At 59.0% G+C, this 25,609-nt stretch carries 20 protein-coding genes; 5 read left to right on the top strand and 15 right to left on the bottom strand.

Annotation, left to right across the window (positions count from 1 at the left end):
- Positions 1–11 precede the first annotated feature (11 nt).
- The 4 genes from PH547_RS02375 to PH547_RS02390 form a co-directional block, all read right to left on the bottom strand.
- Positions 12–1,103, bottom strand: a complete 1,092-nt coding sequence (locus PH547_RS02375; RefSeq protein WP_104823265.1) for an ABC transporter ATP-binding protein — start codon at positions 1,101–1,103, stop codon at positions 12–14.
- Between the two features lie 3 nt (positions 1,104–1,106).
- The gene (locus tag PH547_RS02380; protein ID WP_245463980.1) at positions 1,107–2,036 is read right to left on the bottom strand and encodes a carbohydrate ABC transporter permease; all 930 of its coding nucleotides are present in this window, start codon (positions 2,034–2,036) and stop codon (positions 1,107–1,109) included.
- A 4-nt stretch (positions 2,037–2,040) separates the two neighbouring features.
- Entirely contained in the window at positions 2,041–2,946 is a 906-nt protein-coding gene (locus PH547_RS02385; RefSeq protein WP_104823267.1) for a carbohydrate ABC transporter permease, read from the bottom strand.
- A gap of 218 nt (positions 2,947–3,164) precedes the next feature.
- Entirely contained in the window at positions 3,165–4,400 is a 1,236-nt protein-coding gene (locus tag PH547_RS02390; RefSeq protein WP_104823268.1) for an ABC transporter substrate-binding protein, read from the bottom strand.
- Between the two features lie 461 nt (positions 4,401–4,861).
- Here PH547_RS02390 and PH547_RS02395 point away from each other — a divergent pair, with 461 nt between their 5' ends.
- The gene (locus PH547_RS02395) at positions 4,862–5,896 is read left to right on the top strand and encodes a LacI family transcriptional regulator (protein WP_104825116.1); all 1,035 of its coding nucleotides are present in this window, start codon (positions 4,862–4,864) and stop codon (positions 5,894–5,896) included.
- 64 nt (positions 5,897–5,960) lie between these two features.
- Here the strand turns inward: PH547_RS02395 and gndA are convergent, their stop codons facing one another.
- On the bottom strand, positions 5,961–7,388 hold the full coding sequence (gene gndA / locus PH547_RS02400; protein ID WP_104823269.1) for an NADP-dependent phosphogluconate dehydrogenase: 1,428 nt from the start codon (positions 7,386–7,388) through the stop codon (positions 5,961–5,963).
- Positions 7,389–7,687: 299 nt separating this feature from the next.
- Here gndA and PH547_RS02405 point away from each other — a divergent pair, with 299 nt between their 5' ends.
- On the top strand, positions 7,688–8,086 hold the full coding sequence (locus tag PH547_RS02405) for an SRPBCC family protein (protein WP_283050638.1): 399 nt from the start codon (positions 7,688–7,690) through the stop codon (positions 8,084–8,086).
- Between the two features lie 105 nt (positions 8,087–8,191).
- Here PH547_RS02405 and PH547_RS02410 read toward each other — a convergent pair whose 3' ends face one another.
- From PH547_RS02410 to PH547_RS02440, 7 genes are all read right to left on the bottom strand, one after another.
- Positions 8,192–8,809: an ABC-type transport auxiliary lipoprotein family protein gene (locus PH547_RS02410; protein ID WP_285167324.1), complete on the bottom strand. Its 618-nt coding sequence runs from the start codon at positions 8,807–8,809 to the stop codon at positions 8,192–8,194.
- Between the two features lie 38 nt (positions 8,810–8,847).
- Positions 8,848–10,218: an MlaD family protein gene (locus tag PH547_RS02415; protein ID WP_104823272.1), complete on the bottom strand. Its 1,371-nt coding sequence runs from the start codon at positions 10,216–10,218 to the stop codon at positions 8,848–8,850.
- A gap of 9 nt (positions 10,219–10,227) precedes the next feature.
- The gene (locus tag PH547_RS02420; protein WP_104823273.1) at positions 10,228–11,091 is read right to left on the bottom strand and encodes an ABC transporter ATP-binding protein; all 864 of its coding nucleotides are present in this window, start codon (positions 11,089–11,091) and stop codon (positions 10,228–10,230) included.
- Positions 11,092–11,103: 12 nt separating this feature from the next.
- Complete coding sequence (locus PH547_RS02425) at positions 11,104–12,264, bottom strand: ABC transporter permease (RefSeq protein WP_283050639.1); 1,161 nt, start codon at positions 12,262–12,264, stop codon at positions 11,104–11,106.
- A gap of 154 nt (positions 12,265–12,418) precedes the next feature.
- A complete protein-coding gene (locus PH547_RS02430) occupies positions 12,419–13,639 on the bottom strand; it encodes an MFS transporter (RefSeq protein ID WP_283050640.1) in 1,221 nt (406 codons plus the stop codon).
- Positions 13,640–13,805: 166 nt separating this feature from the next.
- Positions 13,806–14,612 carry a UDP-2,3-diacylglucosamine diphosphatase gene (locus tag PH547_RS02435; protein ID WP_104823276.1) on the bottom strand — a complete coding sequence of 269 codons (807 nt, stop codon included), beginning with the start codon at positions 14,610–14,612 and terminating at the stop codon, positions 13,806–13,808.
- Positions 14,613–14,724: 112 nt separating this feature from the next.
- On the bottom strand, positions 14,725–15,480 hold the full coding sequence (locus tag PH547_RS02440) for a glycerophosphodiester phosphodiesterase (RefSeq protein WP_158704456.1): 756 nt from the start codon (positions 15,478–15,480) through the stop codon (positions 14,725–14,727).
- A gap of 236 nt (positions 15,481–15,716) precedes the next feature.
- Here PH547_RS02440 and PH547_RS02445 point away from each other — a divergent pair, with 236 nt between their 5' ends.
- Both PH547_RS02445 and PH547_RS02450 read left to right on the top strand, forming a co-directional pair.
- On the top strand, positions 15,717–18,029 hold the full coding sequence (locus tag PH547_RS02445) for an NADP-dependent malic enzyme (RefSeq protein WP_104823278.1): 2,313 nt from the start codon (positions 15,717–15,719) through the stop codon (positions 18,027–18,029).
- 229 nt (positions 18,030–18,258) lie between these two features.
- A complete protein-coding gene (locus PH547_RS02450; protein WP_285167325.1) occupies positions 18,259–19,017 on the top strand; it encodes a hypothetical protein in 759 nt (252 codons plus the stop codon).
- Here PH547_RS02450 and PH547_RS02455 read toward each other — a convergent pair.
- The 3 genes from PH547_RS02455 to PH547_RS02465 form a co-directional block, all read right to left on the bottom strand.
- Entirely contained in the window at positions 18,977–20,734 is a 1,758-nt protein-coding gene (locus tag PH547_RS02455) for an ankyrin repeat domain-containing protein (protein WP_285167326.1), read from the bottom strand. The genes PH547_RS02450 and PH547_RS02455 overlap by 41 nt on opposite strands.
- Before the next feature lie 166 nt (positions 20,735–20,900).
- Positions 20,901–21,728 carry a TolB family protein gene (locus tag PH547_RS02460; protein ID WP_285167327.1) on the bottom strand — a complete coding sequence of 276 codons (828 nt, stop codon included), beginning with the start codon at positions 21,726–21,728 and terminating at the stop codon, positions 20,901–20,903.
- A gap of 30 nt (positions 21,729–21,758) precedes the next feature.
- Positions 21,759–23,438, bottom strand: coding sequence for an NAD+ synthase (locus tag PH547_RS02465; RefSeq protein WP_285167328.1), 1,680 nt, complete (start codon positions 23,436–23,438; stop codon positions 21,759–21,761).
- A gap of 190 nt (positions 23,439–23,628) precedes the next feature.
- Between PH547_RS02465 and PH547_RS02470 the strand changes: the two genes are divergently transcribed.
- Positions 23,629–25,557, top strand: a complete 1,929-nt coding sequence (locus PH547_RS02470) for an LTA synthase family protein (RefSeq protein WP_285167329.1) — start codon at positions 23,629–23,631, stop codon at positions 25,555–25,557.
- Positions 25,558–25,609: the final 52 nt, after the last annotated feature.

The raw sequence follows: 25,609 nt of genomic DNA on the forward strand, positions 1-25,609 counted from the left end.
CATTCATATGATCATATTCTGAGTTCTGTTTGTGCGTCAAAGAGCGAAGCGAGCGACATATCGAAGCCGAGCTTCACGGGCGTCGCCGGGCTGAAACGCCGCGCTCCGTTGATGCGCACCGACATGGTATGGCCGGCGTGCTTGAGCCAGAGCAGGTTGTCGGCGCCCATCGGCTCTTCGATATCGACCGTTGCGTTGTGCACCTCGGTGTCGGGACCCAGATCCTCATTCACCTTGATATGCTCGGGCCGGACACCAAGAATGACCTTGCGGCCCGGCTCCAACGCCTCGCCGGCATTATAGCCACCGAGCGAGAAAATCACATTGTTGGTGGCGAAAGCTATCCTGCCCTCCCGGCTCACCAGTTCGCCATGCAGGAAATTCATCGACGGCGATCCGATGAAGCCGGCAACGAAAAGATTGCGCGGCTTGTTGTAGATCGTCGTCGGATCATCGAGCTGCTGGATGATACCGCTCTTCATGATGGCGATGCGGTCGGCGAGCGTCAGCGCCTCGATCTGGTCGTGGGTGACATAGATCATCGTGTTCTTCAGCGACTGGTGCAGACGCTTGATTTCGACGCGCAACTCCGATCGCAGCTTAGCATCGAGGTTCGACAAAGGCTCATCGAACAGGAACACGTCGACATCGCGCACTAGGGCACGGCCGATCGCCACACGCTGGCGCTGGCCGCCGGAAAGCTCCGCCGGTTTGCGCTTAAGCAATGGCTGGATCTGCAAAATCTCGGCCGCCCGCGCAATGCGCTTGTCGATCTCTGCCTGCGGCACCTTGGCGACGTGCAGCCCGAAGGAAAGGTTCTTTTCGACCGTCATCTGCGGATAAAGCGCATAGGACTGAAACACCATGCCGATGCCGCGGTCCTTGGGCTCTTCCCAGGTGACGTTCTTGCCCTTGATGAAGATCTTTCCTTCTGTGATATCAAGCAGGCCGGCGATGCAGTTGAGCAATGTCGACTTGCCGCAGCCGGACGAGCCGAGCAGCACGAGGAACTCACCGTCGTTGATCTCAAGGTTGAGGTTCTTCAGAACGGTGACCGCGCCGAAATCGAGCGACAAGTCTTTGATGGAAACGCTGCTGTTCATGGATCACCCCTTCACTGCGCCGGCGGCGATGCCACGGACGAAAAGCCGCCCGGAGACGAAATAAACGACCAGCGGAACAAGACCCGTGAGGATTGTTGCCGCCATGTTGACGTTGTATTCCTTCACGCCTTGGACGGAATTGACGATATTGTTGAGCTGCACGGTCATCGGGTAATACTCCGGCCTGGTGAAGACGACACCGAACAGGAAGTCGTTCCAGATACCCGTAATCTGCAGGATCATGGCGACAACGAAGATCGGCAGCGACATGGGCAGCATGATGCGCAGGAAAATCTGCCAAAAACCCGCACCATCGATACGCGCAGCCTTGAAGAGCTCCACCGGCAGCGATGCGAAATAATTGCGGAACAACAAGGTCAGGATCGGCATGCCGAAGATGCAGTGCACCATGATAAGCCCGCTAAGCGTGCCGTAGATGCCGATTTCGCGCAGCACGATGACGATCGGATAGATCATCACCTGATAGGGGATGAACGCGCCGATGATGAGGATCGAGAAGAAGAAGTCCGCCCCCTTGAACCGCCAGTTGGCGAGCGCATAGCCGTTGACCGAAGCCACAGCGATCGAGAAGATCGTGGACGGCACGGTGATGCGGACGGAATTCCAGAACCCGCGGGAAAGACCGTCGCAATTGAGACCGGTGCAAGCCGTTGCCCAGGCTTTCACCCAGGGTTCGAATGTGATCTCCAGTGGCGGCGAGAAGATGTTGCCAAGCCGGATTTCCGGCATCCCCTTGAGTGAGGTGACGATCATCACATACAGCGGCAACAGATAGTAGGTGGCGGCAACGAAGAGCGTGCCGTAGAGCATGATGTTGCGGCCGGAAATCACGCGGCGCGGCTTGGCACCCTGCGGTTCCGAATATGTCTGGTCAGTCGAGGCGAGACCGCTGTTCGCATTCTTGAGAGTGATGGTATCAGACACGTTTGCGCCCTCCGCCGAATTCCAGATAGGCCCAAGGGATGATGACGATCGCGACAGTGACCAGCATCATGGTTGAAGCTGCAAATCCCTGACCGAGGTTCTGCGCCTGGAACATGTAGTCGTAGACGTATTTCGCCGGGACCTCCGAAGCGATGCCGGGCCCGCCGCTCGTTTGCGCGACGACGAGGTCATAGACCTTGACGATACCGCTGGCGATGATGACCAGCGTAGTGATGAAGACCGGGCGCATCATCGGAATGACAATGAACAGATAGGTCTTCCACATGGGGATCCCATCGACACGCGCTGCCTTCCAGATATCTTCATCGATGCCGCGCAGGCCGGCGAGCATCAAACACATCACAAGGCCCGTTCCTTGCCAGAGGGCGGCGATCAGCACGCCGTAGATTACGATGCTCGGCGTATAGAGCGGATCGAAAGTGAAGGTCGTCCAACCCAGCGAACGCACCACCGACTGGATGCCGAATTCGGGATTGAGCAGCCACTGCCAGACAAGGCCGGTGACGATGAAAGAGAGGGCGAAGGGATAAAGGAAGATCGTGCGGAAGGTGTTTTCGAACCGGATCTTCTGATCCATCAGCGCAGCCAGCACAAAGCCGATGACGAGGCTGAAGATCATGGAAAAAATGCCGTAAACGGCAAGGTTTTCAATGGATACGACCCATCGCGGCGCCGCCCACAAGCGGTAGTATTGGTCCAGTCCGACGAAGCTCAGACGTGGCAGCAGCTTCGAATTGGTGAAGGAATAAACGACCGTCCAGATCGTGCCACCCATAAAGATGACGACAGCCGTTAAGATCATCGGAATGGATGCAATCTTCGAATTCAGATTGCGCAGAAATTGATTTGGCCGGTCGGCTTTCGCATGACCCGTCATTGTACCTCCTTCTGAAGCGCGACTGCTTCGGTGATCGGGAACCGGGTCAGTGGCCGCGGCTCCTCTCACTCCCTCCTCGTCCACGGTCGAACATCACATCCGTGCAGGTTCGCCGCCCATAAGGATCGCTGCAGCTAGCCGGCTCACAACATGTGTCCAGCCGTGATACCGGACCCGCTATAATGGGGGCCGGTATCACTACAGCGAGACGATTGAGATCAATCAGCCGCAGCGATGATCTCGACGAAGCGCTTCTGAGCCGCTTCCGGCGTCATCGAAGGATTGGCGAAGAATTCGGAGAACAGGTCCTCCTTCTGCTTCTGGCTGTCGGCAGAAAGAAGCTGGTCCGTACCCTGGATCACGTTACCCTTCTTCAGGATCTCCAGGCCCTTCTTCATGCAGTCGTTGGCGGAGGCAAGGTCCACGTCGCCACGCACGGGCAGCGAGCCCTTCTTCAAATTGAAGGCAACCTGCGTCTTCGGATCGAGCAGCGTCTTTGCGAGCGCTTCCTGAGCCTTCGACTTGGCCTCGTCCTTCAGCAATGGGAAGTAGAACGCGTCACCGCCCGTCGAGATGACTTCGTTGACGCCGAGACCCGGGAGGCAGGTATAGTCCGTGCCGGCCTTCTGGCCCGCCAAGGCAAACTCGCCCTGTGCCCAGTCGCCCATGATCTGGCCGCCGGCCTTGGCGGTGATGACCATGTTCGTCGCCTGGTTCCAATCCTGAACGTTGGAGCCCTTGGACATTTTGCGGGCGTCGTCGGCAGCCTTGAAGACCTTGGCGATCTCCGGTCCGGCGGCCACTTTCGCATCCTTGTCGCTAAACACCTTCTGGAAGGTGTCCTTGCCGGCGATGGCGACCATCAAGACGTCGAAAGCGCCCGCAGCCTGCCACGGCTGGCCGCCGACGGCGAGCGGAACGATGCCTGCCTTCTCCAGCGCGGGAGCGGCGGCGACGAACTCATCCCAGTTCTTCGGGACCGGAACGCCGGCCTTCTTGAAGGCGGCATTCGAAAGCCAGAGCCACTGCCAGGAATGGATATTGACCGGCGCGCAATAGATCTTGCCGTCGATCGTGCAGGAATCGAGCAGGCTGGATGGGCGAATGATGTCCTTCCAATGCTCCTGCGTAGCGACATCGGTCAGATCACGCATGAGGCCGGCCTGCACAAGCTCTTCGGCCTGGCGGCCATGGTTGAACTGGGTGGCGCCCATCGGATCACCTCCAGTAAGTCGGCTGATCATGATCGGACGCGCCGTGCTGCCGGAACCGGCAATCGCACCATCGACCCAGTGATTGCCGGTCGCGTCGAATGCCTTTGCCAATTCGGCCACGGCGGCGGCTTCACCGCCGGACGTCCACCAATGGGTCACTTCCAGGTCGGTCGCCTTGGCCGCACCAAATGGTAACACGACGGAAGCAGCCAATGCGACAGCCATCAAACGAATATTCATGAGTTCTCCTCCCTCACTGAAACGTTACCGGAAAAACGTAGTCCAATCATTTTAAACGCGCAACCGCTCGCCCGCAAAATTTTTTCGCAAATTCAAATATACGACTCCAGATTACATTTCTCATTTCGGAAGAAGCCAACATGTCCGGCAATTCAACCGGCTAAATCATCTGAATCCTAATCAACAAAGCTTTGATTTAATTATCATATATCGAGAATTTTCCGCTAAGATTTCTTAAACTCCTTTCGCAATTGCAAAAATTTTTGGCAGAGCCTGTGGATTCAACTACTGGGTATTCCGGCCTCCCCGACGTCAGAAAAAGCGCTCGACTTTTCTACTGTATCGTTACAGATTTTCGAAACGGAGGAGGAGTGACCACATCGCGCATATGCTTGCGGCGCCGCTGCAGGCAATATAAGCGGATGGTCGCGGGAGGCGGCCGGGAGGCAGCATTGCACGACATGGACAGTAAGAAGATTTCCGGCAGCGGCACTACACAATCGACGCACGAACGACCGACGCTCAAAACGATCGCCTTCATGACCGGGCTCGGAATAACCACCGTGTCGCGTGCCCTAAAGGATGCCCCGGATATTGGCGCCGAAACCAAGGAGCGGGTGCGCATGGTCGCCCGTCAATTGGGTTATCAGCCCAATCGCGCCGGCGTGCGCCTGAGGACCGGCAAGACCAACGTTATCGCGCTGGTCCTTAGCATCGACGAGGAAATCATGGGTTTCACCAGCCAGATGGTCTTCGGCATCTCCGAGGTTCTGGCCGGCACGCAATATCACCTCGTCATTACGCCGCACTCGCACAGCAAGGATCCGTTGGTCCCCGTGCGCTACATTCTCGACACCGGCTCGGCCGATGGCGTTATCATATCGCGCACGGAGCCGGACGATCCGCGTGTGGAACTCATGCATGAGCGCGGGATGCCCTTCGCCACGCATGGACGGACGAATATGGGGATTTCCCATCCCTTTCACGACTTCGACAACGAAGCTTTCGCACGCGAAGCGGTGCGCGCGCTGGTCGGCAGGGGACGACGGCGCATCGCGCTTTTGCAGCCGCCGGCCAAGCTCACCTACTACCTGCACACCCAGATCGGCTTCCAAACGGGCCTGCGTGAATGCAACGCCCAGGAGGTTCCGCTAAGAGCCAGCACCGACACGGCGCTTGCGGACATCAAGGATACTGTCGAGGAATTGATGCGCTCCTCGCATGCGCCTGACGGCTTCGTCTGCTCCAGCAGCGCCGGCGCCATCGCCGTCAATGCCGGCCTCGAAGCGGCGGGTCTTCGCCTCGGCCACGATATCGATATGGTCGCCAAGCAATCGACTGATGTGCTGAGCTGGATACGCCCGGAAATCATCTCGATCCTCGAGGATTTTCGCCAGGCCGGTCGGGAATTGGGTAAGGCGGTCATAGCGCGCATAGACGGCGTCGAGCCCGAATTGCTGCAAAGCATCAGCCCACCCGTCTGGCCGAAGAGCTGACAGGAAAAAGGCCCACCGGGATGTCCGGCAGGCCCTTTTGTCTCGTCAATCCGAAAGTGTACGATTAGCCGTTCGCGCCGCTGCCCCAAGGGCCGTGATGGATGTCCTTGCCATCGACGCGATCGAAGCCGTGGGCGCCGAAGAAGTCGCGCTGCGCCTGGATGAGGTTTGCAGTGCCGCGGGCCTGGCGATAGGCATCGAAATAGGTCAGCGCCGAGGCCAGCGCCGGAACCGGCAGGCCGGATGCCGTGGCCGCCGAAACAATGCGGCGCAGCGACGGGATCGATTCCTTGACCATGCCAGCGAAGGCCGGCGTCACGATCAGATTGGCTGCATCCGGCGCCTTGGTGAAGGCGCTGGTGATCTCGTCAAGGAACTGCGAACGGATGATGCAGCCCGCGCGCCAGATCTTGGCGATGACCGGCATCGGCAGCGACCAATTGAACTCCTTCGAGGCCTCCGCCATCACGGCAAAGCCCTGTGCATAGGCACCGATCTTGGCGGCGAAGAGGGCCAGTTCCAGGTCTTTCAGCAAATCGGGACCAAAGCCGATCGGGAACTTATAGTCCGGTGTGCCGAAAATCTCCTGAGCGGCTTCGCGCTGACCCTTGATGGCCGATAGGCTGCGGGCTGCGACGGCAGCTTCGATGGCGGTCGCCGGGATGCCCATGTTCTGTGCCTCGATTGCCGACCACTTGCCGGTGCCCTTCTGGCCGGCCTTGTCGAGGATGACATCGGGCATGGCGCTGCCAGTCGCCGGGTCCTTGGCGGCCAGAACCTTCTCGGTGATCTCGATCAGGTAGGAGTTGAGCCGGCCCTTGTTCCATTCACCGAAGATGTCGCTGATCTCGGCCGCGCTCTTGCCGAGGCCGTCGCGCAGGATGCCGTAGATTTCGGCGATCATCTGCATGTCGGCATATTCGATGCCGTTATGGATCGTCTTGACGAAATGACCGGCACCATCGTTGCCGAGCCAGGCGACGCACGGATCGTCCTTGTACTTGGCGGCGATCGACGTCAGCACTTTCTCGACGCGCTTGTAGGATTCTTCTGTGCCGCCGACCATGATCGACGGTCCATGGCGCGCGCCTTCCTCACCACCCGAGACACCCATGCCGATGAAGGTCAGGCCGGTATCCTTCAGGCGATCGAAACGCGCAATCGTATCGCGGAAATTGGCATTGCCGGCGTCGATCATGATGTCGCCCTTGTCGAGATGCGGCTGCAACGCCGCCATCTGCTGGTCGACCGGCTCGCCAGCCTTGATCATGATGATGATCGGCCGCGGCGGACGGATCGCGTCGACGAACTCCTCGATTGTCTTGCAGGGAATGATCTTGTCTTTCAGCGCACCGGCGTTCGCATAGAACTCATCCGTAACTTGCGGCGTGCGGTTGAATACCGCGATTTTATTGCCCTTTTCGGCAATGTTGAGCGCCAGATTCGATCCCATGACAGCGAGACCGATCAGTCCGATTTCTGCCTTTTCCACGACAATCCTCCAATGAGCTGCTTACTGCGCTGCACGACCCTCGAGACGAGCAAAGAACGCAGTAACACTTTGAAATGACACATAACCCGAAAATCGGCTCCGATTTTTGGGTCAGGCGTTAGTCCGATGTTGTTGCACTCCGGGCGTGAAACGGCAAGCCTTTGCCAGCTTCGAATCGTCTCCATTGCAGGACCGTGCAAGAATGCCCCAGGATTCTTCAAAACTGCAGCCTTTCCATTGAGCCGCCTGCGACCCAATTCTGCAATTCATCAAACACGAATATACAGGAGGAGGCATCCATGTCGACCATGACCGCAAGGATCGTTCATATCTCCATCGATCGCCATTGGAAGGAAGTCTATGGCTTTGCCGGCCGTCCGGAGAACATGCCGCTTTGGGCCTCCGGGCTCGCATCCGGATTGGAGCAGGATGGCGAGGATTGGGTTGCCAAAGGCATTCTCGGCACTGTCCGCGTCAGCTTCACGCCCCGCAACGAATTCGGCGTCATCGATCATACCGTGACGATCGAATCCGGCCTGAAGGTCCATAACGCACTTCGGGTCGCACCGAATGGCGATGGCTGCGAGGTCATGTTCCTGCTGCTGAAGCTGCCGGGCATGACTGACGAGCAATTCGCCGCAGACGCAGCGCATATACAGAAGGATCTGGGCACGTTGAAGTCCATGATGGAACGATAGACAGGCCCAGAGGACGGTTCTGCCTTTTATCGAACGGAGAATCGCACCGTCTTTTGTTCTCGTAACTACGGCAGGAAAACGGCTTTTGCCGTACCCGGTACTGCCCTAAATAGAGCGTAGCGTCCAATCGACGATCTCTGCCGTCACGCCGGCAAAGGCCGTGTCGAGCCCTCGAACGAAATCGGTATTGCTGCCGCCACTGACCGGCACGACTTTGCGGAAGATACTCTGCGTCTTGACCGTGCCCGAGCGGTCATTGAGGATTTTGACCGAGATTTCGACACTTGCCGATTTCTGGCCCGCCGCCGTATCGATCTCGAAGGAACGGATGTCTGTGACGATCTGATAATCGATCGCCAGCCCCTGCCCCGGCACGCCGACGCCGCCGAGCTTGCCGGTATTTTCGAAGGCTTCGACCAGCTTCGACTGCACTATCCGGGTCAGCTTGTCGCTCCACTGCGACTTGCTGAGATACTGGATTTCCGAAGGCGAAACGCGGATGACGATCTGGTTGCTGTCAAGCGCCTGCAGCGCCGTCGGCTGCGGTATCAGAATTTGCCGGCTCTTGACCGAGGGGCCGCTCGCCTTGACCGAAGCGGAGAGATCATATGTGTCGTTGACTGCGGCAGAGCCGCAGCCGCTCAGCAAGGCTGCAAGCAATGGCAGAATAAAAGCCGCCCTCCGGTACACATGATAACGCTCACGCGAAACGCAACCGACCATATTCCGCCTGTCCCCTGCAGCCCAAAAATCGCTATTCATCAACGCCGCGCCCGGCCATCATATTGCTTGACGGTATCGCCGCCGAAAATCAGGCGCTGCGGATTGCGGTCAAAGTTAGTGATTGTGTTATTAAGATTGTCAACCGTGCCTCGCATATCATTGATGAGAGACTGCACGTCGCGCAGGCCGCCACTCGAAAATTTCTGCAGGTTATCGGCGATAGGCCCGATCCGGGCGTTGAGATTGTCCGCCATCGTCTTGAAGGACTGGAGCGTGTCCCTGGCTTCCGCAAACAGCGACTTCGTATCACCGGAGCCGAGCAGCGAATCGACCTTGGTAAGAATGCCGTCGACCTTGTTGGAGGCTGAATTCAGCTTGTTGGAAATATCCTTGGCATTGGCGATCGTCACGTCGATATCTTGCTGATGGGCCGCCACCGAATTGGCGACATCGCGAATGGATATGACGGCCTTCCGGGCGTCCTTGGTCACCTCTGCGATATCGTCCATCGACCCCTTCACCTTGTTCGGATCGATTTGCGCCACGATCGCGTCGACGCGGTCGAGGGTCTTTTGCGCGTTCTGACCGAAGGTGGTGTAGGTATCGGCCGTCTGCTTGAAGGAGGCGATCGTCGCCTTCAGATCGGTCGTCGCGTCAGCCACATTGGCGGTGATCTTGTCGGCATTGTTTACGACATCATTGATCTTATTGGCGTCGACCGCGCGCACCAGCTTCTCGACCGCATCCAGCGTCGATTCGACGCGTGGCGACACGCTCTTGATGGTATCGGAGAGCTGTCCGACGCTGGCGAGGAATTTGTCGATATTGTCGGAATTGTCAGCCAGCGCCTTGGAGAACTTCTGGGCGTTGCGCACCGTATCGGTCAGCGGCCCGCGGGAATCAGTGATGAAACCCTGTATGTCGCCGATCGTGTCGTTGGCGCGGTTCAAGATCTTGTCGGCGGTGGTGAGAAGGTTTGTCACGCTCGACTGATCGGCGAGCAATACCGCCCGCTTACCGGTTTCGATCGAGCGCTTGAGGATGTTCTCGTCACCCTTGCGGCCGCCCGAAAGCTCGATATAGGCGGCACCCGTCAGGCCCTGGATTTCTAGAATGGCCTTGGTGGACGTATAAACCGGTGCGTCGGCGCGCACCTCGGTAAAGGCCAGCGAATAGTTCGGATCATCGGCATCGATCGAAAGCCCTTGTACCGAGCCGACCTGAATGCCGTTAAAGCGCACGGGCGAGCCGACGCTGAGGCCGTTTGCCGAACCGGGAATGCGAACGACCAGCTCGGCCATTGGACCGCCGCGGCCATATTCCGCCATCCAATAGACAAAGCCGAAGGCAGCCGCGATAACCAGCAGCGTAAAGAACCCGACGATCGTATAATTGGCTTTGGTTTCCATAGTCTCTAGTCACTTCCCGCGGCTGTGGGCGCCTGCGCCATTGTCGTCGTTGCGATGCCCGATGTCCTCCCGCGGCACGATTGATCGCGCACGTTTGCCTCGGAAATAGGACTGCACCCACGGGTCATCACAAGCCAGCATGTCCTCAACCGTACCCTCCACCAATACCCGTTTCTGTCCGAGAACGGCAATACGGTCGCAGACGGAAAAAAGGCTGTCGAGGTCGTGGGTCACCATATAGACGGTGAGGCCAAGCGTATCCCGCAGCTTGGCAATCAGCTCGTCGAACTCCGCCGCGCCGATCGGATCGAGGCCGGAGGTCGGCTCATCCAGGAAAACGAGGTCGGGATCGAGCGCCAAGGCCCTGGCGAGGGCGGCACGTTTGATCATGCCGCCGGAAAGCTCGGACGGGTATTTGTCGGCGGCATCGGCGGCAAGCCCTACCATGCGGATTTTCAGATGCGCCAGCTCGTCCATCAGCGCCTGCGGCAGATCGAGATATTCCCGCATCGGCACCTGAATGTTTTCCTTCACGGTCAGGGAAGAAAACAATGCCCCCTGCTGGAAAAGCACGCCCAGGCGCATATCGAGCCCGTTGCGTTCCGGCTCCGAGAGCTTGTCGTAGTCCTCGCCGAGAATCTCGATGACGCCGGAACGGCGTGGCAGCAGCCGCAATACCGTGCGCAGCAGCACCGATTTGCCCGCGCCGGAAGCACCGACGAAGCCCAGAATTTCGCCCCGGTAAATATTCAGGTTCAATTTATCGAGCACGACTTTCGATCCGAAAGCGACGGTGACATCCCGTGCCGATAGCACGACGTCTCTGCCTTGCTCATCCTTATCCATCGGGATTTCCGAGTGAAGCGCGCTCATCCTTGGCAACCCTCAGAAATCGATCGCTGCATAGAACATGGCAAAAAGCCCGTCCATGAGGATCACCACGAAAATCGATTTCACAACGGACTGCGTCACATGCTGACCGAGAGACTCGGCGCTGCCACCCACCTTCAGCCCTTCGACCGCAGCAACGATGCCGATGACGAGCGCCATGAACGGCGCCTTGATCATGCCCGAGATGACGGTGGAGAGACTGATTGCTTCGTGCAGGCGCGAAACGAAAGTGGCGAAGGTGATACCGGAATAGGCCCAGGCAACCACCGCCGCACCGCCAAGCGAGGCGAAGTTTGCAATGATCGTCAGCAAGGGCAGCGCGACGGTCAACGCCACCAATCGCGGGAAGATCAGAACGCCGACCGGATTGAGACCCATGACCTTCAGCGCATCGACCTCTTCGCGCATCTTCATCGATCCGATTTCGGCAGTAATGGCGCTGCCCGAACGGCCGGCGATCATGATGGCGGTCAGAAGCACGCCGATTTCACGCAATTGCAGGATGCCGACGAGATCGACGACGAAGATTTCGGCGCCGAAATAGCGAAGCTGGAATGCGCCCTGCTGCGCGATGATGGCGCCGATCAGAAAAGACATCAGCAGGATGATCGGCACGGCGCGCACCGCCATGTGGTCGATCTGATTGACGATCGACGCGGGCGACACACCGCTGCCGCGCCCAAACTTGAGCTGCGCGCCGCGCACCGCCGAACCGAGAATGTACATGGCCGCGATGAGGTTGCCCCAGATTTCGTAGACGCTTTCGCCGATCGGCGCAAAAAACCGTTCCGCCAAGGATTTCCTCGGCTTGGGCTCCGCGACCTCTTTGTCCGGTTCCTCGGTAAAGGCGGTCAACAGCTCATCGATATGGGGGTTTGAGCCCTCGATCCTGACGCTGGCGCCATGCCCTTCCTGGCTCTCCTTCAGGCGCCGGATCAGTAGCGCACCGGCGGTATCGACATCGGAGAGATCGGAAAGATCGATCACCACCTGATCGCCGCCGCGCTGTTTCGTAAGCTGATCGATCTGCCGCAGCACGCCATGCACATTGGCGCTGCGCCAATTGCCTTCCAGCCGATAGCGATGCCCGTTGCCATCGGGCTCGTCATCGATCCTTGGTGCATCGGGTTTCTGTTCGGCTGCTTTCAAACTCATGCGTCTTTCAGGTCTTGCGTCACAATCGCCGACTCAGGAATCCCAGCTCGACGCAAATGGTTAATATCCGAGTGCATACGCGATTTCCATGCCAAGCCGATGTCAAAATAGGCCATAGCATTTTGATATCCAAATGAATTCGTTTCGCACGGCCTCAGGAGGCCTCGCCCGCCCTTTCGCCAAACGCGGAACTGCGCGGTTGAAGATTGCGGGCAAGGATCACCATAGCGAGGCCGAAGGCGGCAACACCGGCCATGACATAGTAGCTGGAAGGACCGAGCCACGCGTAAAGATAGCCGGACGCCAGGGTCATCAGCCCGAGGAACATGCCGTTATAAAAGAAATAGGAGCCCTGGGCCGATGCTTCCTGAGTTTCCCGCACCGAAGCAACGATGCGGCGCTGAATGCCGGTATGGACGCAGGCATAGGTGCAGGAGTGAAGACATTGCAGCACGAGATAGCCGGCGAAACCGAGATTGATCGGAAACAGTATCCAGCGCAGGACGCACACGCTCGAACCGAAGAAAATCAGCGTCCAGGCACTGAAGCGACGGCTCAGTGTTTTCGACAGGAAGAAAACCATGACCTCCGCCGTTACCCCTGCGCTCCAGAGAATGGCGATCTCCGTGCCTGAAAAACCGAGTTTGCGCCAATAGATCGATGCAAACGTGTACATCACGGCATGGCTCGACTGCTGTATCGACACACCGATCATGGTGATCAGCAATTGCGGCGAGCGCAGCCCACCGCCGGTCGGCGCCTGCAGGTTGATCGGCTGATTGCGCCGGCGTGTCGGCCCGATGCGCGGACAGAAGAAAGCCATCATGGTTGTCAGGAAGAAGCCCCCGACCATGGTGGGCAGAACCATGGTGGCACCCCATTTGCCGATCATCTGACCGCCGATAAGGGTCGAGAAGATGAAGGCGATCGATCCCCAGACGCGCATCGAGCCATAATCGAACCCCCAGCGCCGCACGCCGGAAATGGCAATCGATTCTACGACAGGGACGTAAGGCGCGTATGTCGCCCCCTGAATGGCGTAGACCAGCAACACCGGCCAGAAATCGCTCGTCCAATAAAGCGCGATCGCCGTCAGCAGTGACAGTGCGCCCGACCAGAACAACACGTTCGCGCGTTCATCCACGCGATCGGCAAGTATTCCGACAATGGGCACGACGAGAACGCGCACCACCATCGGCACGGCGAGGATAAGACCGATCTCGCGGTCACCGAAATTCAGTCCCGTCAGCCAAACCGGGAAAAACGGCAGAGCAATGCCGTTGACGAGCAACGGAGCACAATAGGACAAGGCGGTGCGCAGACGAAAATGCGGAGGCGCGCCCTCGCCCGGGAGAGATTTTGTCGCGGGAATCATGACAGACCTGAAGGGAAACTGATTGTTCCCTATCACTCCATCGTGAATACGACTATGGCGAGAAATAGCCGAACCGAAACGTTTCGGATAAAATATGAGGCTGTCGTCAGATTGCAGCGATCAAAAATTGTGACGGGCCGTTATCGGACCCGTGAAGCGGCGCAAATTACGCCGCCTGTGCCCCGAGCGCTTCCGACACGTCCTCGACAGCGGCGCTGACCGGCTGTGCCTCGGTGATCGACTGCCAGGTGATCAGCTCGAACGTGCCGTCTTCATGCTCGGCGATCGCCGTGCAGCTTTCGACCCAGTCGCCTGTGTTGATGTAGCGGATGCCATCGAAGTCCTCGATGACGGCATGATGGATGTGGCCACAGATGACGCCGTCGGCATCGTTGCGCTTGGCCTCTTCGACCACGACACGCTGGAACTCGCCGATGAAATTGACCGCATGCTTGACCTGAAGCTTCGCCCAGGCCGAGAACGACCAATAGGGCATGTTCAGGCGGCGGCGAACGGCGGCAAGGCCGACATTGATCAGGATGGCCATATCGTAGGCCCAATCGCCGAGATAGGCGAGCAGGCGCGCGTTGCGAACGACGACGTCGAATTCGTCGCCATGCAGGACGAGATACTTCTTGCCGTCGGCGGTCTCGTGGATCGCCCGCTCGGCCACTTCGATGCCGCCGAAATGCATGCCGGGGAAATCACGCAGGAATTCGTCGTGATTGCCGGGGATATAGACGATGCGGGTGCCCTTGCGCGCCTTGCGCAGCAGTTTCTGCACCACGTCGTTGCAATCTTGCGGCCAGTACCAAGTGCGCTTCAGCCGCCAGCCGTCAACGATATCACCGACAAGGAAGATGGTGTCCGCTTCGTGATGACGCAGAAAATCGATCAGATAGTCCGCCTTGGCTGCTTTCGAGCCCAGGTGCACGTCAGAAATGAATAGCGTTCGAAACCGCCTGACATTCATGTTTTCATTCACGAACTCAATGTCCGTGCCCTATCCTACGTTGGCTATTCCAAAATCAGACTCGTGTTTCAGGATGATGACAAATCCTGTGCTAGAGGCCTGTTGCGGACGATCAGCCGCGCTTTGCAGCTATGGCGAGATCCGGCCGATCGGTTGTGAAACTTGCGACGCCGAGGCGAAACATCGCCCTTGCCGCTTCACTCGTATGCGCCGCCCAGCCATGCACCGTCACGCCGCTTTTCCGAAAAAGGTCCATCACTTCGGCATCGATGGTGTCGGCCCGCAAGGCAATCTCGTGGACGCCAAACCGGCCAAGCGCGGCAAGAATACCTCTCCAGCCGATTTGCGCGGCTGTCTGCGGCGAACAGAGAAAGATGAGGCCGAGAAGCTCGCCGACATTCAGGCCACGCTCCTCAAGCGCGGCACTGAAGGCTTCCAGGCGCGGGAGCGCGAAACTGGTCACCATTGTCCGCTTCAGCATGTCGGTCGCCAGCAACTCGTCCGCAATACGGCCTTCCATGCCGGCATAGGGTTTGCCGTCCAGCCTCGTCTTGATCTCCAGCCGAAGGTCGACCGCGGACGGCCCGAAGATGTCGATGGTTTCGGCAAGTGTCGGGATGGTCTCGCCGCCGCTGCCGATGACGATATGGCGCATCAGTTCGTCATAGCTTAAATCGGCGATCGCGCCCTTGCCGCCCGTCATGCGGTCGATCAGCGCGTCGTGATGGACGACGAGCTTGTCGTCACGCGTCTGATGCACGTCGAATTCGACGAGATCGACATCGAGTTTAGCGGTTTCGGAAAAGGCGAGCCGGGTGTTTTCGGGCCAAAGATGCGAACCGCCGCGGTGGGAAGCGATGAGGGTCATGAGGGCTCCTCTGTTTTTTGCCCTCATAGGCTCACGCCATGAACCCCTTATGACGCATTCACTTTTCGCTTACCATCGGGCTCGAATGTCACCGTTGCGGGACAAGAAAAACAATTGTGAAAACGGCGCTGCAAAAAACCTTTCCTCTGCGTCAATTGCATACTGTGCACCCTGAGTGATTGATGTATGCAGGGACTCAAAAAGCGCGAGTGCGCAAGCAGAAACGGAGAAGCGTGATGGATACGCACGACACATCGAAGGCAGCCAAGAACATGGCGAGCGGCAATCTCGACGAACAGGCTCTCTTCTTTCATCGCTATCCCCGCCCCGGCAAGCTGGAAATCCAGGCGACGAAGCCGCTCGGCAACCAGCGTGACCTGGCGCTTGCCTATTCTCCCGGCGTTGCCGCGCCCTGCCTTGCCATCCGCGACAATCCGGAAACGGCTTTCGACTACACCTCGCGCGGCAATCTCGTCGCGGTCATATCCAATGGTTCGGCCGTCCTCGGTCTCGGCAATATCGGTCCGCTTGCCTCCAAGCCGGTGATGGAAGGCAAGGCCGTACTCTTCAAGAAATTTGCCGGCATCGACGTCTTCGACGTCGAAATCGCCGCGCCTACCGTCGATGAGATGGTCAGCACGATTTCGGCGCTGGAGCCGACCTTCGGCGGCATCAATCTCGAGGACATCAAGGCGCCCGAGTGCTTCGACGTTGAACGTCGCCTGCGTGAGAAGATGGAAATCCCGGTCTTCCACGACGACCAGCACGGCACTGCCATCATCGTTGCCGCCGCTATTCTCAACGGGCTGGAATTGGCCGGGAAGAAGATCGAGGAGGTCAAGATCGTCGCCTCGGGCGCTGGCGCCGCCGCGCTCGCCTGCCTCAACCTGCTGGTCATCCTTGGCGCCAAGCGCGAAAACATCTGGGTCCACGATATCGAGGGCCTCGTCTATGAAGGCCGTACCGAGCTGATGGACGAATGGAAGTCCATTTATGCGCAGAAGAGCGACAAGCGCGTGCTTGCTGAGTCGATCCCCGGCGCCGACGTCTTTCTGGGCCTCTCCGCCGCCGGCGTGCTGAAGCCCGAGCTGCTGGAGCAGATGGCGGAAAAGCCGCTGATCATGGCGCTCGCCAATCCGACGCCCGAAATCATGCCGGATCTCGCCCGTGCCGCCCGGCCGGACGCGATGATCTGCACCGGCCGCTCGGATTTTCCGAACCAGGTCAACAACGTCCTCTGTTTCCCCTACATCTTCCGGGGGGCGCTCGATTGCGGCGCGAAGACGATCAATGAGGAAATGAAGATGGCCGCAGTGCGCGCCATCGCGTCGCTTGCCCGCGAGGAGCCGTCCGATGTCGCCGCCCGCGCCTATAGCGGCGAAACGCCGGTCTTCGGGCCGAATTATCTGATCCCCTCGCCCTTCGATCCGCGTCTGATCCTGCGCATTGCGCCTGCCGTTGCGAGAGCTGCGGCCGAAAGCGGCGTGGCCCTGCGCCCCATCGCCGACTTCGACGCCTATATGGACGAACTCAACCGCTTCGTCTTCCGCTCGGGCTTCATCATGAAGCCGATCTTCGCCGCCGCGAAGATCGCAGAGCGCAAGCGCGTCGTCTTCTCCGAAGGCGAGGATGAGCGCGTACTGCGCGCTGCCCAGGTTCTTCTCGAAGAGGGCACCGCTGCTCCGATCCTCATTGGACGTCCCTCCGTTATCGAGACCCGTCTGAAGCGCTATGGCTTGAAGATCCGGCCGAACACCGATTTCGCCGTCATCAATCCGGAAGACGATCCGCGCTTCCGCGAATATGTCGACCTCTACTTCTCGCTTGTCGGCCGCAGCGGCGTCATTCCGGAAGCGGCGCGAACGATCGTACGCACCAACACCACGGTCATCGGCGCCCTGGCAGTAAAGCGCGGCGAAGCCGACGCGCTGATCTGCGGCCTCGAAGGCCGTTACGAGCGCCATCTGCGCATCGTCCGCCAGATCATCGGCAAACGCTCCGATGTTCGCGACTTCTCGGCGCTCAGCCTGCTGATCTCGCAGCGTGGCGCGACGTTCTACACCGACACCTATGTCAACTTTAATCCGAATGCGGAGGAGATCGCCGAGTCAACGGTGCTGGCGGCCGAAGAAATCAAACGTTTCGGCATCTCGCCCCGCGCCGCCCTCGTTTCGCATTCGAACTTCGGTTCGCGGGAGTCGGAAAGCGCAACCAAGATGCGCATGGCGCTGGCGCTTGTCCGCGAGATGGCACCGGAGCTGGAAGTCGACGGCGAAATGCACGGCGACAGCGCTATTTCCGAAAGCCTGCGCCGCCACGTCATGCCCGACAGCACGCTTTCCGGCGAAGCGAACCTGCTCGTCTTCCCAAATCTTGACGCGGCCAACATCACGCTTGGTGTGGTCAAGACCATGACCGATGGCCTGCATGTCGGCCCGATCCTGCTCGGCACGGCGCTTCCGGCGCACATCCTGTCGCCCTCCGTCACGTCGCGCGGCGTCGTCAACATGGCGGCCCTTGCTGTGGTCGAGGCTTCTCAGCCGAATTGAGCGAATAGCTCGTCGCGGCCGTCCTCTGAGGCGGCCCCGACGAGCTATTGGCGGCCGGATTCAACTACAGCCTGGCGATCTCACCAGGCGGTGACAAGTGGCGGCCTGAGCCGCATCCGCGATCATTTCGCAAGAATTTTCCCACCCGAACCGTATTTCTGATAGGTTTGTTGTTAAGCTCCACGCTGTATCGTTTTTCAAAGTCGAACCGCTTTCGAAGAGCAAAATCGTGAACCGCGGCAGAAATTACGTCTCTTGTCTTTTACTGTCCCTGCTGGCTGCATCGCCGGCTTTTGCACAGACGAATACCATCTGCGACGAACTGCATGGCCGGTATGCTAATATCACGGAAGTCGTCGGCGCCAGCACTGAGACACGGCAGCTTTCGCGCGCCATCGCCCAACAAAATACCATGATCCGCCGGCTCAAGAGCGATATGCGTATTCAGGGCTGCTCTTACGACAGCAGCATGGTGAATATCGGCGGCTCAGGCGATAGCGGCGACTGCGATGAAATGGAGAACTCGCTGGACCGCATGGAGCAGGACCTGGGTTCACTGATGGATGAACGTGAGCTGAGCTTGACCCGCATCGACGCTGAAAGGGCACAGCGTCGGCAATTGCTCATTGCCATGCAAGGGCAGGGCTGCAACGCCCCGGCGTCGGCCCAGCCGGACACTGTTATCAATACCCGACTGAAGCCGGAACCCTATGCGCCACAAGAACAGTCGCTGGCGGAACCGGAAAGCTCGGTGACGACCATCGAGACGCAGAAGCCCCGGACAGACGCGACACTCCCACAACGGCAGATGCCGGCGACACCGGCACCGTCGATTACCCAAATTCAGCCCAGACAAATGCCGGTGGACCGGCCTTACGATCCCTCAGCAAAAAAGGTGCGCCAGGTCGGGCCGCAATTCCTCGCGACCGACCAGGGCAGCCTCGATCTCAAACATCCAAAGGCGGCTGGTCCTCAGCCGGCACAATAGGCGCTTTGAGCAGCGAGACGATCGCCTCATTGCCTGTCTCCCGCGCCAGATCCCTGTATGAGCGGCCGGATGCATCCCTCACCGAACGATCCGCGCCGCGCTCCAGCAGAAGGCGCATCGCATCGACCTGAGCATTGCGGATCGCAAAGCCGAGCGGCGTCAACCAGTCGCGGTCCGCACTCGCCTGCCCGTGTGGACGGAAATCGCCGAAGCGGATGTTCATCCGCTCAGGATGCGTATTCAGATGTGCTGCCAATTGCTCAACTTGGCCAAAGGCAGCAGCGGCAAAGATGTCGAGTGGTTGTGTCTTCAGGAATTCGACCATCTCCTCCTTGCCGTTATACTCCGCCCAATCGATCGGCGGTGAATAGTAATAGGCATCGCGGATGGTGGTGTCGGCCCCATGCTCGATCAGCAGCTTCACCATATCGATGTGGCCATGCAAGGCAGCCTCATGCAGCGGCGTGCGGCTGGTCATGGCGTTGACGTCGAGGCCGAGCGCCAGCATGCGGCGGACGGGCTCGAAGGCATTGTCCGCCGCAGCTTCGTGCAGCATTGCTGGGTGGGTTCGCCGCATCGCCGCGGGAATGTCGAGGTCCGGCACCATTCGTCTCATTTGGTCAATCGATATTTCGCCGGTCATTATTTGAAGGTAAAGCCAATCCTCCTGCTTCAAGCGAACGGCAACAGCGCCCTTCTGTACAAGGTATAGCGCAAGATCCTTGTCGCCACCGATCCGCGCCCATTCGAAGGGCGTTCGGCCATTGACCGGCTTGTTGACGTCAGCCCCATTCTCGACCAGCAGCCTGACGCGCGCGCCCATGCGCTTTTCACAGGCCCAAGCCAGTTGATAGTCGAACACCGTCTGCGAATTCGCCACCATCAGACCGTCTTCGCGCACCAGCCAATTGTTCTTGTCGGCGGCGGAAAGCCCGTATTCAAGCAGCAATTCCAGGCAGGAATTGTCGGGCTCGAACATCCGGTTATAGAGCGCCTGGCTGTCATTCACTTCCGCGCCGGCGTCGAGCAATAGGCGCGCGAAAGCCTCCCAATCAGGGTGTGGCGGCTGCCGGACCTTGCCGGCTTCGCCCTCTCCGAAGACGCCGGTCAACGCCGTGAAGCGATATTGGCCGCCGTCGAGGAAGAAGGCGTCGGGACCGGCCCCACGCTCGACAAGGACTCGCGCCGCCGACAAGCTGGACCGACCGGGCAAACGAGCATAGGCGGCATAGAGCAAGGGCGGCCAATCGTAAGGCCCGCCTTTCCGATCGAGAAGCTGTGGCTGGCGATCGAGCCAGCGCGCCACACCGGCGGCGTCGCCAAGCGCCGCGGCAATGTAGATGCTGTCCCCGGTAATTTCAGGATGAGCCTCCAGCAATTGCAGCGCCTCCTCGAAGCGTGCCGGATCTGCCGGAACATGGGAGAAATAGGAAACCGTCGCCAGCGACAGGAATTGATTGGCAAGCTGATCTAGGGGAGTTTGCTCGCGATTGGCGCTTTCCAGATGCGCCTTGAGTTTCGTCCAGCTTGAGAAGCCATATTCGCGGGCAAGAACAAGCTGGATGTCCTGAAGCCCGACTTCGAGCGCATCGGCGAAATACGGTGCGACGCGACTGCGTGCCGATGAATCACCGGAATGAACGGCTTTCAGAAAAGCCTTGGCCTGTTTTTTCAGGGAATCGACGGTGGCATTGCCCGCCAGAGAGCGCGTGGTCACGAAAGACCTCCTTTCATTCACGTCCGGTATCCGCGCCCACAGACTGAAAAGAGGTGTGGCAGTCTTACGTTCTATGCATCAGGTGGGCCTTGCCCTTCCCGCGGATCGGATGCGCCCTGCGAACGATCCGGAACTTATCGCGAGCCGTCTGGCCTGTCCAGAGCGATCAGGCCGGCTCGTAGCGGACATAGGCGAACTCATCGCCATTGGGCGCCCAGTTCGGCACATTGATCGTCCCCTGCCCGCCGAAGAGCTCGAACAGCGTCGTCAGATTGCCGCCATCCATATCCATCAGCCGCAGCCGGACATGGAGATCGCGCGGATGGTCGAAGACATCTGGATCGTAGGAGATCAGCACGACCTTATCGTTCTTCGGCGACGGATGGGCGAACCAGTTGCCATAATTGTCGTTGGTGATCTGTTGTAGCCCGGTCCCATCGGGATGGATGCGCCATATCTGCATCAGGCCAGTGCGGCTGGAGTTGAAATAGATCCATTGCCCATCGGCGGAATAGTCAGGGCCGTCATTGCGTCCCTCGCCATGCGTCAGCCGTGTCTCTTCGTCGCCGTCGATCGAGATCGTATAGATATCGAAGATATCGTCGCGAATGCCGCAATAGGAAAACCGCCGCCCATCGGGCGACCAGCCATGCCAATAGGAGGGCAGATTGCGCGTCACTTGCCGCGGGGTGCCGCCTTCGGCCGGCAGCACATAGATGCAAGACTTGCCGTGTTCCGTCTTGTCGGAAATGGCGATCAGCGAACCGTCGGGCGATATGCCGTGATCGTTGTTGCAGAGCGTCGCGAAACCGGTATCGACCTGAACGGCCTCGGCCTTGCCGTCTAGCGGAAGCCGATAAAGCAGGCCATCGCCGTTCAGCAGGAGGTAGCGCCCATCCGGCGAAAAGTTCGGCGCCTCGACCAGCCGCTCGGTCTGCCAGACGACGCGGTTTTCACCGGTGCGGATATTGTAGATCTCGACCGAGCTGCGCATTGCCTCTCCATTCGCCACGGGGCGTTGCGATCAACGATCGCGGAACCGGTTGGTGATCGGATAGCGCCGATCGCGACCGAAATTCTTCTTGGTGATCTTCACGCCCGGTGCCGACTGGCGGCGCTTGTATTCGGCGAGATAAAGCAGATGCTCGACGCGGTGGACGGTTGCGACGTCATGCCCGCGCGCAACGATCTCCTCGACCGCCATTTCCTTTTCCACCAGGCACTCGAGGATGTCGTCGAGCACCGGATAGGGCGGTAGCGAATCCTGGTCCGTCTGGTTCGGCCGCAGCTCGGCAGACGGCGCCTTGTCGATGATGTTGAACGGGATCACCTCTCCCGATGGGCCAAGCGCTCCCGGCGGCACATGCAGATTGCGCCAGCGCGACAACGCATAGACCTGCATCTTGTAGAGATCCTTGATCGGATTGAAGCCGCCGTTCATGTCGCCATAGAGCGTGGCATATCCAACAGACATTTCCGACTTGTTGCCCGTGGTCACCACCATCGAGCCGAATTTGTTGGAAATCGCCATGAGAATGGTGCCGCGGGCACGGCTCTGCAGATTTTCCTCGGTAATGCCGCTGTCGGTCCCTTCGAATAGATCGGAAAGCGCCGAGGTGAAGCCGGTCACCGGCTCCTCGATTGGCACGATGTCGTAGCGGCAGCCGAGTGCCTTGGCACAATCGGCCGCATCCTTCAGGGAATCCTCCGATGTATAGCGGTAGGGCAGCATGACGGTGCGCACCCGCTCCTCGCCCAGCGCATCGACGGCAATCGCAGCGCAGATCGCCGAGTCGATGCCGCCGGAAAGACCAAGCACGACCGATTTGAAGCCGTTCTTGTTCACATAGTCGCGGAAACCCAGCAGGCAGGCGCGATAATCGGCCTCCTCGCCTTCCGGAATATGCGCCATCGGACCCTCGGCGCAATGCCAGCCATTGCCGTTCTTCTTCCAGGTCGTCACCGCCAACGCGGTTTCGAACTGGCTCATCTGGAAGGCCAGAGTTTTGTCGGCGTTGAAGCCGAAGCTTGCACCGTCGAAAACCAGTTCGTCCTGACCGCCAACCTGGGCCGCAAAGATGAGCGGCAAACCCGACTCGATCACTTGCCGTAACGCGACCTGGTGACGGACATCGACCTTGCCGCGATAGTAGGGCGAGCCGTTCGGAACCAGAAGAATTTCCGCCCCGCTTTCGGCTAGCGTTTCGCAGATGCCGAGATCGTTCCAGATTTCCTCGCAAATGGGGAGACCGATGCGAACACCCCGAAAATTGACCGGCCCCGCAACGGTACCTTCATCGAAGACCCGCTTCTCGTCGAACTCGCCATAGTTCGGCAGATCGACCTTGTCTCTGATGAAGATGATCTTGCCGCCGTCGAGCACAGCGACCGAATTGTAGCGACCGGTGTCGTCCTGGCGGGGAAAGCCGATGACAACGCCCGGGCCGCCATCGGCAGTATCCGCAGCAAGGCTCTCCACAGCTTTCCGGCAGGCGCGGATAAAGGCTGGTTTCAACACCAGATCCTCTGGCGGATAACCGGAGATGAACAGCTCCGTCAGCAACACGAGCTGCGCGCCCTCGCGCGCCGCCTCGGCCCGCGCTTCCCGCGCCTTGGCAAGGTTGCCGGAGACATCGCCGACTGTCGGGTTGAGTTGCGCGACAGCGATCCGGATGGTCTGGGTGATGGGGCTTTGTTCTGTCATGCCATATATTTAGCGAGCGCCACCCCGTTCCGCAACAGCCTTCGGCCCTCTTCAAGCGCCAAAGATGGCGCTGCTCGCAGAGGACATATTTCGCCACCAAAAAATACTAAGTAAGCCTTGCGGTTCAGCCGCCATTCATGACAGAGAGGCGACAATTATGTGACGGTTTTGTAACAATTGGAGAGGGCCGTTGGTCGCCTTGATCCCCAGTTCCGTGTTGGCTGGCAGATTTGCCATTCTGCAAAAGCTTGGTGCGGCGAGCCGGCAATCGACGGTTTTACGCCAGCTTCAGAGCCTTGCGCTGACCTTCCTGCTTGCGCTCTTCACCGTCATCGCCGTCGAGTGGATTGCGCGTGGTGAGCTGACGGATCTTCCCGGCTATTTCGATTCGCCTATTCATCCCGGCTTCGCTACGATCGGCATCGTCATGCTCCTGATGCTCGCGCTTGACGCCGTGTTCGGCCGCGCGCATCAATCGATCTTGGTGGTTGTGCCTCTGGTGCTGGTTCCGGCCCTTATCTCCAACCAGAAACAGTATTATCTTTCCGATCCCCTTTATCCTTCGGATTTCCTTTTTGCGCACCAGATCCTGGAACTCATGCCGGTGATCGTGCGTGAGCGCCCGTGGACCGCGGCTGCGGTTGCCGTCGGCATCATCGCCTCGATTGTCGCGCTCGCCTTCCTCTGGCGCTACGCCTGGCGACATGCGACAGCGCTTTCGCGCAATGAGAGGGTCGCGCGGCTCTCCGTCTGCCTGCCGCTCATGACCGTCTTCGTCTCGCAGATGGATCCGACGCAAAATTCGTTCATCCGCGAAAAACTGCGCATCATCCCCATCGTCTGGGATCAGAAGGAAAATTACGCTTACAACGGCTTCATCATCGCCTTCTCGCTCAATCTGCCGATGGCGGACGTCAAAGCGCCTGGCGGATATGGACCAAATGCGATCGACGCCATACCCGCCCGCAATTATGGCTATCTTTCCGGCCCACGCGAAAAGCCCGACATCATCATGCTGATGAGCGAGTCTTTTTGGGATCCGACCAGGCTTTCCAATCTGACCTTCACGCCCGATCCCATGCCGAACATCCGCGCGGCGCAATCGGGCTATGTCTTCTCTCCCGAATTCGGCGGCATGACCGCCAATGTCGAGTTCGAGGCACTGACCGGCTTCTCCAACGCCTTCCTGCCCTATGGCAGCATTCCCTATCAGCAATATGTCCGCCGGCCGATGCCCTCACTTGCCACCTTCTTCCGTGGCGAAGGCTATGCAGCGCGTTCCATCCATCCGTTCAGCGGCTGGTTCTGGAACCGCAACGAAGTCTACAAGGCTTTTGGTTTCGAGGAGTTCCGCACCGAGGAGACCATGCCGCCTATGGAAAAACGCGGCCTTTTTGCCTCCGACGACTCGCTGATGAAGGAGATCATGCGCGAGGGCGACGCCATGGAGCGGCCGTTTTTCTTCTTCGCCGTCACCCTGCAGGGTCACGGTCCCTATGAAGCGCATCGCTACGCCGAGAATACGGTCGATATCAAAGGCGATCTGAGCGACGCCGATCGCGACACGCTCGCGACCTATGCGCAAGGCGTTCGGGAAGCCGACCAGAGCTTGAAAACGCTGATGGATTGGGCTTCGAAGCGCGATCGCGAGACGATTATCGTCCTCTGGGGCGATCATCTGCCGCCGCTTGGCACGGTCTATCCGGATACGAATTACATGCCCGAACAGGTGGCGACCCGAAAAGCGTCGCTCGATGTGATGAAGCGGCAGCATGAAACACCGCTGGTCATCTGGTCGAGCAAAAAGGGCGTGCGCAGGGATGTTGGAACGATCAGCCCGTCGCAACTGCCCTATCATATCCTGAAGACCGCCGGCTACGAGCATCCTTTCTACACCGGCTTTCTCGGCCGCTTGCAGAAGAAATACACGATCATCGATCGCTATCAGCTCGCGACGCGCGACAATCAGGCGTTTCCGGATTGGGCTCGCAAAGAGCAAAACCTCGATCCGCTGATACGCGACTACCGCTCTCTACAGCATGACATGATGTTCGGACATGAATATGGGCTCGACCGCTTCTTCCCATCACATGCCTGGCTGGTCAGCCAGGGCAGTTAGAGCAATTCCAGGAAAAGTGCGAAGTATCCGTCTTAGTCAAGCTTGTTGGTAC

The organism is Rhizobium cerradonense, assembly GCF_030182455.1.
GTDB lineage: Bacteria > Pseudomonadota > Alphaproteobacteria > Rhizobiales > Rhizobiaceae > Rhizobium.